The sequence below is a fragment of the Azohydromonas australica DSM 1124 genome, assembly GCF_000430725.1.
GTDB classification, from domain to species: domain Bacteria; phylum Pseudomonadota; class Gammaproteobacteria; order Burkholderiales; family Burkholderiaceae_C; genus Azohydromonas; species Azohydromonas australica.
This window is the reverse complement of sequence record NZ_AUMO01000139.1, coordinates 1-7274: the sequence shown is the minus strand read 5'-3', so window position 1 is coordinate 7274 and position 7274 is coordinate 1. Positions and strand designations below refer to the sequence as shown.

Genomic DNA, 7274 nt, shown 5'->3' with positions numbered 1-7274 from the left:
GTGGATGCTGGCTGCCCACCCCTCGCCCGTGCTGTTGGTATCGCTCAGCCCGGTGTACTCGTGCCAGCGCTTGTTGTACCAGTCCACGTGGCCGTCGGGCAGGTTGCTCCACAGCAGGTCCGGCACCAGGTTGGCGATGGCATACATCTGCGCCTCGCTCTGGCGCCGTGCCGCTTCGGCCTGGCGGCGTGCGGTGAGGTCCACCGTCACCGCCAACAAGCGAGGCCCGGTACCCGGCTGCGGCTCCAGCCGCGTGAGGCTGCTCTGGGCCACGACCAGCGTGCCATCCGGACGCCGGTAGCGCTTTTCCAGGGTCGCGCTGCCACCCTGCTCCAGCACCCTGGTGGCGGCTTGCAGGCTGCGGGCCACGTCATCGGGATGGGTCACGTCCGCGATCGTCATGCCCAACAGGGCTTCGGTGCTGCGTCCGACGATGCGGCCGAGCTCGGGATTGACCCGCACGAACCTGCCGTCCGGCGCGATCTCGGACAAGCCCACCAGAGCACGCTCGAAAATCATGTCCAGCTCTTCCTCGCCCTGGCGCAATGCGACTTCGGCACGCTGCCGCTGCGTCGTCTCGACGATGGTGAGCAGCACGCCGGCCACAACGCCGTCTTCGTCTCGCAGCGGGCTGTACGCCAGCGAGAAGCAGGCGTCTTCCAGCTTGCCTGAGCGCGTGACGGGAAAGTGTGCGTCCTCCAGGCTGACCGACTCGCCTTGGCGCACGCGCTGGTAGATCGGCGCGTTGATGTGCCAGACCTCGGGCCAGCACTCGAGCGCGGGCTGCCCCAGCCCGGCCGGGTGCTTCACGCCCATGAGGTGACGGTAGGCGTCGTTGTAGATCTGGATGAGCTGCGGGCCCCACAGCACGATGCTGGCCACGGGATGCGCCAACACGGTCTGCACGACCATGCGCAGGCTTATCGGCCATAGCCGCACGGGCCCCAGTGGCGTGCCGGCCCAGTCGTACTCGCGCATGCGCTGCGCCATCTCGCCGCTGGCGAAGGGCCAGCCAGCGTAGCCATGATCGGATGGGCTTGAGTCCACTCATCAAGCGTAGTCCGGACCATGTCCGTGTTCCAGCAATGCCGTCGTCGTGCGAAAAGGCGACCGCTTGGCTGGCCCGGTCTTCAACCGACTCTGGTGCCTGCACCCTGTGCTGGTGCCTGCGCTGACTGGCCGACCTGTGGCTCAGCGCGGATCTTGTTCTTGAAGGGCGCGAATCTCAGAACGAAGCATGTTGGTCAAAGCCAGAGCAAATATTTCAGCGCGTCTCTCGCACCCTTCAAACGGGGGCGTTGAATTTGGGATGGTCAAGCACTGACATTGGTAGCATGCCTTTGCTTTTTGCAACGGGAGGTTGTATGAATAACATTCTGCTTCTGGAAGATCTGCCGCAGATCCGCTACTGGCTCAAGAGCTTGGTGCTGGAGGTATTCCCGAACGCCACGATTGCCGAAAGCGCCCGGGTGCACGACGCAATGGGTCTGGTATCCGTGACGAACTTTGACCTCGCGCTGATCGACCTGGGTCTGCCTGACGGCTCAGGAACGGACGTGGTGGAGGCACTGCGCCAGCAACAGCCTCAAGCCCAGTCCGTGGTTGTGTCCATCCACGACGACGATGAGCATCTCTTTCCTGCACTGCAGGCCGGTGCCTGGGGCTACATCCTCAAGGAGCAGCCACGCGAGTTCATTACCGCACAACTGCAGCGCATCAGCCATGGTGAGCCGCCGTTATCTCCTTCCATCGCACGCCGTGTCCTGGCCTATTTCGCCGCGCAGGCCAAGCCGCAGGCCGACCTTATGCCGCACGTCAACCTCACCGAGCGGGAGACAGAGGTGCTGCTGCGCGTGGCCAAGGGCTTCTCGCTGCCCGAGGTCGCCGTGCAACTCCATCTTTCTCGCCACACCATCGCCGACTACGTCAAGCAGATCTACCGCAAGCTCAACGTGAACTCACGCGCCGAGGCCGCGCTGGAGGCACAGCGGCTGGGACTTTTTGGTCGCTCCAGCAGTGCAAGCACCAGCTATTCAGGATCCGCCACCTGGAGGCGCTGAAGGCCTTGGCGGCGCAGCGGCCGCGTTTGCTCACGGTCGTGACTCCCTCGGTTTTTAACGCCAGTGTCAGATCGTGCCGCCATGTTGAAGCTGCGAATGCACTAGCGGCAGACCTGATGCCGCATGCCAAGTCAACGGGCTCAAGGGCGCACTGTTGCTGGCACCAGCCGAATTCGACCGGCGCTGACGGTCACCAAGCTGTGAGCTTCAAGCTTGGTCCTGTAGCCTGGAGTGGTCTGCGGCCATGAAGAAGGCGGCCTGTGACCGCCCTGAGCGAGGGGCGAGGGGGTGCAAATGCCCTCCTCGCAAGGGCGGTTTCCTCCTTCATCTTCCTTCCTTGCCGCCCTTCTCTTTGAGCCAGCAGCCTGCGGGCTTGTTTTTCTCAGCCACCACGAACACGCGCTGGCGCTGCTGGACGTTCCCGAACTGCTCCCTTACTGCAAGGCAAAGAACAGCGCTTTCGCTATGGCAGCGTGTGCCGGACAGCACGCCGGCACGCTACTGCACCGATCACTCCTGCACCCACCAGCATCAGCGCCCATGCGCCGGGCTCGGGCACCGGGATGGCCACGAAGGCGTTGTTGTCCGCTCCGCCCACCAATTCGCCCATGCCGACGATCCAGCCCCGGTCGTTGATGGCGTTGGCCTCGATCAGCGTCCACGCCGCGTCGGCTTCGGGCGTGAGCAGCGTGTTAAGGTCCTGCAGCGTGCCGTTGCGGTACACGAAGGGCAGCCGGGTGGTGACGCCGTCGGTGTTGTCCTCCAGCGTGCCCACCACCGAGCCGTGCTCATTGATGTCCGTGGCGAAACCGCCGCGGCCGCCGGTGTCCAGGAGCTGGAGGCGGCCGTCACTGTAGAGAAAAAGCCCGCCGGGCTCGGTGTCGGTGGGCTCCAACTGCCCCACCACTTGGCCCCGGTTGTTGAGAGCCTCGGCCTGGCCGCGCTGCGACGACAGCGCAGTCACCGTGCCGTCCTGGTAGATGGCAGGCCGTCCGTCGTTGCGGTAGCCGGCGATCGCATCCGCGTCATTGATGTCGAAGGCGAATGCCAGGTTCTCGGGCAGCCTGCTGCTGGCTGTGCCGTCGTAGAGGTAATGCTCGGCGGGCCCGTTCACGTTGCCGATGCCGATGACGTGCCCGGCGTTGTTGATGGCCACCGCAGTGCCGAAGCCCGAGGGCGTCGGGATGCGCTGCAGGCGGCCGCTGCCGCTGTCATAGACGTAGGCCGAGGGCGGGAATAAGCCGTCGCCTTCGAAGCCGGTGAGCGCGATCTGGCCATGCTCGTTGATGCCTTCGGCGCTGCTGCTGCGGTAGTCGGGCGACTTGATGGCCTGCATCACGCCGTTGCGCCAGAGGAAACCGATGCGATCCCCGTCCGGGACGCCATCGAGCGACCAGCCGACGATTTCTCCGCGGTTGTTGATGTCCAGCGCGTTGCTGGTGGAGTGGAATTCAAGCAGTCCCAGATCCAGCACCCTGTAGCGTGGCGCGGCCTGTGCGGCACCGCTAGCCATCAGCAGCGCCAGCAGCGCCGTCTGCCATGCGCCGGACCAGGGCCTGGTGAAGCTCGAAGTACGCATGTCCAACACTCCTGCACAGCCAACGGGCTGCAAGAGGCAGGGTGTGCCAGGCAAGGTGCCAAGTCAGAAACTCATCGTCAGTACTGAAAGAGCCATTTCCCGCACGGGGGTTGCACGCCATATCTATCGCTCCTGGCGTCTTCGTCACTGATTGACGAACCTACCAGCGCACAGCACCGGCCATTGCTGCGTGTCGGCCCCGTGGCCATCGTGCTCATCGCGCCTGCCCCGCCCATTGCCAGTGCGACCAACCCGGGCAAAGCCGGTGCATTCCCGGAGGGCCGCACAGGCGTCTCCCGTCTGGCTCGGCGTGGCCGCGGCGACCAAAGTACGCCCTCATGGACCGGCAAGATGAGCTGCGGGCGCAAGCGCGCTGCACTGGAAGCCGAACTTCTGGCACTGGAACAGGCGATCGAGCCCCACTGGCGGCAAGGCGCTACGGTGCCGGCCGAGTTGGGGCAACGCCTGGAAGAACTGCTGGCCGTCTCAAGCGGGTGAACGAGGCGCTGACGCCACCAGGCGGCTCAGCGTCGGCCGAAACACGGCGGGACAGCAGCCACGGGCTGACGCCGTTTGACCGTGCCTGCACTGCATCCGACGCTGCGGTTGGACTGGCTGCCCGATGGTTTCGTCAGTGCAGCGGTACCCGCAGCAGGACGGACGTGCCTTCGCCTGCGTGGGATTCGATGGCAAAGGTGCCGCCCAGCGCCTCGATGCGCTCGCGCATGCTCACCAGCCCCCAGTGGGTGCGACCGGCCGCGGGTGCAGCCGTGTCGGCCGCCTCGAAGCCCACTCCATCGTCCTCAATGCAACCCGCCAGCTGGCCGCCGCGGCGCTGCAGGTTCACGCTCGCGCGCGAGGCTCGAGCGTGCTTGGCCACGTTGTTCAGTGCCTCCTGCACGACGCGAAACACCGCCGTCTCCACTGGCACGGGCAGCCGCTCGCCATCCAGACCATGCAGCGCCAGATCCACGCGCACTCCCGTGAGCTCCGACCAGCTGCGCACGTAGGCGGCCACGCCCTCCCCCACCCCGCAGTCGTCCAGCGCCGTGGGCCGTAGCAGGAACACCATCCGGTCAAGCTCGCGGTCCAAGTGCTGCATCAGCTCACCGAGGCGCTGCACCCTCTCCTGGATGGAGGAATCGGTCGGCACATCCCTGAGCGTGCCGACAGCCAGCGTGACGGCCGTGAGGTACTGGCCCAGGCCATCGTGCAGCTCGCGCGCGATGCGCCGGCGCTCCTCATCCTGCACGGACTCCACCCGCATCAGCAGCTGGCGCAGCACATGCGTACGCTGCTCGATTTCGTGCTCCAGCAGCTCGCGGACGTTGCGCTGCTCGGTGATGTCGCGCATGACGCCAATCATCCGGTTTGGCTGGCCCTGGACGTCATGGAAAAAGAGTCCCTGCGCTGACATCCAGCGCATCGATCCGTCCGGCAGCAGCGTGCGGAACTCATGGTTGTAGGCCTCGTGCTGCTCATACGCCAGGCGCAATGCAGTCTCGGCCACTGCGCGATCGTCCGGGTGTATGCGCGCCAGCCATGCTTCGTAGCTGGGCTCGACCTCCCCGACGGCGTAGCCCTGCATGTGGAAATGCTCCCTGGACCATACGATCCGTCCCGTGAGCATGTCCCAGTCCCAGGTGGCCAGCTCACCGACGTTCATGGCCAGGCGCAGCCGCTCCTCGCTCTGGCGCAACGCCTCTTCGGCCTGACGCCGGGCGGTAAGGTCCACCGTCACGGCCAGCAGCCGCGGCTCGCCGCCTGCGTCCGCTTCCAGCCGCGTGAGGCTGCTCTGGGCCACGACCAGCGTGCCGTCCGGACGCTGGTAGCGCTTCTCCAGCGTCGCGCTGCCGCCTTGCGCGAGCACCCTGGCAGCCGCTTCCAGGCTGGGGGCCACGTCGTCGGGGTGGGTCACGTCCACGATCGTCAGGTCCAAAAGCGTTTCGGTGTCGCGGTCGACAATGCGGCCAAGTTCTGAATTGACCCGAACGAAGCGGCCGTCCGGCGCGATCTCGGACAACCCGACCAGGGCACGCTCGAAAATCATGGTCAGCCGCACCTCGCTCTGCCGCTGCGCGGCTTCGGCGCGCGCGCGCTCGACGGCAGCCCAGGTGCGTTCGGCGGTCTCCTCGACCAGCGCCACGTCTTCCTCGCTCCAGTACCGGGGCACGGCGCTGTGCACGGTCAGGATGGCCACCAGTGCACCTTGCTTGACGAGCGGCACGCCCACGGCGCCCAGGATCTGGACTGCGGCATGCGCCTGGCGCTGTAGGGGCGAGAACCGTGGGTCGGTATGCACGTCGTGGAAAACGATGCGCTGGCCGGCGCGATAGGCGGCCATGATCCACGGGCCGAACCTCTGGGCCGCGTAGGGGCCGTCAGGCAATGCCGTCACGCCCTGCTCGTAGCCCTTGGCGACTACCCAGTCGTCGCCCCGTACCTCTGCGTAGAAGGCTCGGTTCACGTCCAGCTGCTCGCCCAGCAGCCGCGTGGCTTGCCGCTTGATGGCCTGAGCGTCCTGCAGCGAGCGCAGGCCGTCGCTCAGGCACAGCAGGAACGTCTGGCGCACCTGGCTCTGGCGCAACGCGGCTTCGGCGCGCAACCGCCGCGTCGTCTCAATGATTGTGAGGAACACGCCGGCCACCCGGCCTGTCTCATCGCGCACGGGGCTGTAGGTGAGGGAGAACCAGGCATCCTCCAAGACGCCCGAGCGTGTGATGGGAAACAGGGCGTCTTCCAGGCATACCGCCTCACCCTGGCGCACCCGCTCGTAGATCGGAGCGTTGATGTGCCACACCTCAGGCCAGCATTCGCGCGTGGGTTGCCCCAAGCCCACCGGGTGCTTCACGCCCATCAGCTTGCGGTAAGCGTCGTTATAGATCTGGATGAGCTGCGGCCCCCACAGCACGATGCTGGCGAAGGGATGGGCTAACAGGAGTTGCACCGTTGTGCGCAAGGCGGCGGGCCAACGCTCCACGGCCCCCAGCGAGGTGGCGGCCCAGTCGTGCTCGCGCACGCGCTGCGCCATCTCGCCTGCGGCAAAGGGCCAGCCAACGCATTCAGGATCAGATCGGCTCGAGTCCACTCATCAAGCGTAGCCCGGGCTATGCCCATGTTCCAGCGATGCCGCCGTCGTGCAAAAAATCAACCGCTTGGCTCGCCCTCTCCGTGGCCGACCCTGTCCGCTTCAGACCACTTGTAAGCCTGCGCCGACTGGTAGACCTATCGCACAGCGCGAAGGTTGGTATCGGATAAGGGCACAAATCTAAGAGTAATTTAGCTCGTCAAAATGGCCTATAAGCCAAAATTGGCCCGATTTTTCTTGATGCCACAAAGCCTATATAAACCTACTTGTCATGGCGAACTGTTCAGTGCTTCCTGGCAGACGTTTTTGTCAAACCATCGCCCTCTTTCAATAAACTGGACAATGCGTCCGTTATTTATAAGAAGCCCGTCGGTGTGATGTCCGGTGTAATCTCCGTTGGATTTTTTCAGGTTCAGATCGGCACAAACAAGATATCCATATTTCTCTTGACGAAGTCCGTCTAAAATAGAAAATAATCTAGGCACATGTATTACGTTGAAGCGAATTGAATTCGGTTCTTCGGTGAGGAATCGGTAATGTGATCTTA

The 7274-nt window shown here is 64.7% G+C and carries 6 protein-coding genes; 2 read left to right on the top strand and 4 right to left on the bottom strand.

From position 1 onward, the window contains the following. Nucleotides 1-1047 (bottom strand): PAS domain-containing protein (locus H537_RS44100; RefSeq protein ID WP_156901838.1); only part of this gene is annotated, 1047 nt, incomplete at its 3' end. A 317-nt stretch (nt 1048-1364) separates the two neighbouring features. On the opposite strand from H537_RS44100, the gene H537_RS44095 reads away from it, so the two are divergent. Next, nucleotides 1365-2060 carry a response regulator gene (locus H537_RS44095; protein WP_051242959.1) on the top strand — a complete coding sequence of 232 codons (696 nt, stop codon included), beginning with the start codon at nt 1365-1367 and terminating at the stop codon, nt 2058-2060. Nucleotides 2061-2523: 463 nt separating this feature from the next. Here H537_RS44095 and H537_RS0118530 read toward each other — a convergent pair whose 3' ends face one another. Then, nucleotides 2524-3639 (bottom strand): PEP-CTERM sorting domain-containing protein, encoded by a 1116-nt coding sequence (locus tag H537_RS0118530; protein ID WP_028999034.1) that lies wholly within the window; start codon nt 3637-3639, stop codon nt 2524-2526. A 201-nt stretch (nt 3640-3840) separates the two neighbouring features. Here H537_RS0118530 and H537_RS53200 point away from each other — a divergent pair, with 201 nt between their 5' ends. After that, a complete protein-coding gene (locus H537_RS53200; RefSeq protein WP_156901837.1) occupies nt 3841-4137 on the top strand; it encodes a hypothetical protein in 297 nt (98 codons plus the stop codon). A gap of 133 nt (nt 4138-4270) precedes the next feature. Here H537_RS53200 and H537_RS49475 read toward each other — a convergent pair whose 3' ends face one another. Beyond that, complete coding sequence (locus tag H537_RS49475; protein WP_051242957.1) at nt 4271-6670, bottom strand: PAS domain-containing protein; 2400 nt, start codon at nt 6668-6670, stop codon at nt 4271-4273. 326 nt (nt 6671-6996) lie between these two features. Then, the coding region (locus H537_RS55040) for a hypothetical protein (RefSeq protein WP_211235033.1) at nt 6997-7274 on the bottom strand (278 nt) is incomplete at its 5' end.